The following is a 3,134-nucleotide window of genomic DNA, read 5'->3' as shown; positions in this document are numbered from 1 at the left end:
GAAAAGTCCGTTTGAAACTTTACTTGCTATCGGTATAGTTTCCGTAATCTCAATTCAAACATTACTTAATATTGCGGTGGTTACGGGGTCGATTCCGCCAACGGGTTTACCGCTTCCGTTTATCTCGGCAGGCAGCACAAGTTTAGTTGTTTTTATGAGTGCGATAGGGGTGTTGCTTAATATCGGTAAACAGAGAAAAATTTAACTCTGCTTATTTTTTGAAATTTTGTTTAAAAAATGATACAATAAAAAGAAAAGTGTGTTACAATAATTCTGTAATCAGAAAAATATGCATAACAAGTTTTTTAAAAACTACATAAACTTAAAAGATAAAAATTTAAAATGGTATAATCTAAATTTTTATTATGTTGCAACTATTACAATGATTGTTGCTATGATTATCGGATATTTTACTATTAAGCCTTATGCTCCTAATAGTTTTTGGAATATATATGTAGTGAGTTTTACTCACGTAAATGCGGTGCATATAACATTTAATGTCATTATGTTGGTCTTACTTTCGCTTTTGTTAGAAAGACATTTTGGTTCATTCACATATTTGATAATGTTAATTTTTATTATTCCTTTGGCAAATCTTTCTTGTTTCGCAACTAAATCCTTTTTATACACATATGATACAAAATGGAGTGGCGCAGGTGAGTCTTGTGTGAATTATTTTTTGTTTGGGCTTGTTTTGGTTCTTGTAGCATTTAATTATAGAGAATATATATTGTCTAAAAATGCATTTATATTTTTCATACCATTAGTTTTTTTCATATTTCTCTCTTCGGTCAACTCAAACAATATTAGTACTCCATCGGACTTTTTTACTCATCCATCAATGAGATTTATGGATGTCTTTTATACAAATACTGCTGGGCATTTTGCACCATTTATAGTTGGCATTATTATAGGTATATTGATATTTACAATTTTATCAACAACAAAAATAAGCGACAAAAAAAATCGGAGCAATAACGGGTCATAAAGGTTAATTCTGCCAACGAAGTCGGCATGTTGCTGTCCATAAGAGCAGATATAATAAGTTTGGTTGTGTTTATGTCGGCAATCGGAATTTTATTGAATATAAACAAACAAGTCAAAATTTAATAAATATATATTTTTTATCGGAAAAACATTTGCGGTCTTCAATGAGTTAATTGAAAATCGTAATATTATAAGTTTGAATTTTGATAATTATATAGTAAATCTGAATTAATATTGCGAATAAAAATTCAAGTGTTGAAATTAAATAATATTTGGTGTAATTTATTTTATATTGTAAATTTCTTGACATTTATGTAGTTAAAAAGTATAATTCCGCGGAGGTGATTACTATGGAAGAAAAATCTGAAAATCCTATTAGGTTTCAATTTGTATCAGAATTTAATAATGAAGTTTTAGTAGCAAGAAGAAAAAACTTAAATAAAAAATTGGGTTTTTTGTTGCTTGTGTGTTCAATATTTTTTATTTTACCTATATTTGCTATAATTTTTGTAAGTAAAGATCCTTCGACATTTGCAGCTTTAGGTTTTTTGGGATTTACAATATTTTCTATTGGTTCTTCTGTATATTATTTTACTAAAAATGAACGAAATATAAAAAATGCCGATAAAACAATAACTTATACTTTTTATGAAGATTTTGTTGAAATAATCAAAAACAGTGGTAATAAAAATAAAAAAGGTAAATTAATAGCAAGTTGTTTATATAAAAATTCATTTTCGACGCAGACCGTGGCTAAAATTACCGAATTTGATGATTTGCAAATCTCGCGATTTTTAGAACGATTATATTTCAGGATAACTGACTAATAAATATACCAAAAGGATTGAGAAAGGATCGTTTATGAAAAAAATAGGATTAGTGGGTGGTACCGGGCCAGAATCCACACTTATGTATTATAAGGAATTAAACTCAAGAATTGATAAGATTACAGACGGAAAACAAATGCCGGAGATTGTTATTGAGAGTTTAGATTTCAGAAGAGCATGGAATTATGTTTCGTCGGGAAGATATGACCTCCTAAAAGAATATCTTTCCGAGAAAGTGCTTTGCCTGAAAAATGCAGGTGCAGAAGTAGTATCTTTGACAGCAGTGACAATGCATATTGTGTTCGGGGATTTAGTTAATGATACCGGCGTTTCGTTAATCAGCATTCCTAAAGCGGTCTGCACAGAGGTAAAGAACAAAGGATATAAAAAGATTCTTCTTCTTGGAACTATTTTTACAATGGAGCAGGATTATATGAAAAATGATTTCAGGGATGCGGGTATAGAAGTATATATTCCTGATGAAAATGATCGTTACCTTGTGGCAAAACGAATTTTTGAGGAGTTGGAATTAGGAATTGTTAAGGAAAGCACTTTAAAAGAGTTCCAAAGCATAATAGATAAAATACGAGACAAAAATGGTATTGAAGCAGTTGTACTGGGATGCACGGAACTTCCTCTTTTGTTGAACTCAGAGAATTGTTCTGTTCCGTGTTTGGATAGCGTTGAAATACATATAAATGATTTGATTCATGAGGTTTTATAAGTAATGCTTTTTGGTTTAGCGATAGCAAGTTATTTGGTAAAAGCAGTTACTCACGGTAAAATGTGAAATTTGAAATGGAGCAATAATATGTCAAAGTTTAATCGTTGGCAGTATTTTTTTGTCTCAAATGATAAGGTTAATGCAGTATTTTCAATTGAAACAGATAAGGGAGTGTTTTGTTTTCAAGTAAATGAAAATCGAATCTTGTTTATTCCGACTAATGTTATGGCAGAATTGTATCCAGATATAGTGCCTAAGGGGTATAAGGCATAATGTTGAGAGTTAAGATAAAAAGTTTTCAAAAGTAATTGAATTATATAAAGAAAAATAAATGGTTTGCTATAAGATTGGTGTAGCGGACTGTGAACGGGTTGTACGCAGTATGTGTGACAATAAACATATCGAAAAAAGCGGGATGTAAAATTTACGATTTCAAGATATTTTGAAATCACTTAAAAGTGATTGGGTGATATTATAAATTAATTGAAAATTTTATAATAATTTTGTATAATCAGTCGGAGATAAGGTGATTTTATGGATAATCAAAGTAACGTTAAATTCTCTTTTACAGTTCCTTTTAATAATGAAGATATAAT

The 3,134-nt window shown here is 29.7% G+C and carries 5 protein-coding genes; all 5 read left to right on the top strand.

All coding sequences use genetic code 11. From position 1 onward, the window contains the following. The coding region (locus tag ACMUOV_RS03055) for an FtsW/RodA/SpoVE family cell cycle protein (protein WP_413853580.1) at window positions 1-205 on the top strand (205 nt) is incomplete at its 5' end. Window positions 206-289: 84 nt separating this feature from the next. Beyond that, complete coding sequence (locus tag ACMUOV_RS03050) at window positions 290-988, top strand: rhomboid family intramembrane serine protease (RefSeq protein ID WP_413853579.1); 699 nt, start codon at window positions 290-292, stop codon at window positions 986-988. A 349-nt stretch (window positions 989-1,337) separates the two neighbouring features. Beyond that, window positions 1,338-1,814, top strand: a complete 477-nt coding sequence (locus ACMUOV_RS03045) for a hypothetical protein (RefSeq protein WP_413853578.1) — start codon at window positions 1,338-1,340, stop codon at window positions 1,812-1,814. Window positions 1,815-1,848: 34 nt separating this feature from the next. Further along, the gene (locus tag ACMUOV_RS03040) at window positions 1,849-2,538 is read left to right on the top strand and encodes an aspartate/glutamate racemase family protein (protein ID WP_413853577.1); all 690 of its coding nucleotides are present in this window, start codon (window positions 1,849-1,851) and stop codon (window positions 2,536-2,538) included. Between the two features lie 87 nt (window positions 2,539-2,625). Continuing rightward, the gene (locus ACMUOV_RS03035) at window positions 2,626-2,811 is read left to right on the top strand and encodes a hypothetical protein (RefSeq protein WP_413853576.1); all 186 of its coding nucleotides are present in this window, start codon (window positions 2,626-2,628) and stop codon (window positions 2,809-2,811) included. Window positions 2,812-3,134 lie beyond the last annotated feature (323 nt).

The sequence above is a fragment of the Candidatus Ruminimicrobium bovinum genome, assembly GCF_902760015.1.
GTDB lineage: Bacteria > Elusimicrobiota > Endomicrobiia > Endomicrobiales > Endomicrobiaceae > Ruminimicrobium > Ruminimicrobium bovinum.
This window is presented reverse-complemented; position numbering and strand designations above follow the sequence as displayed.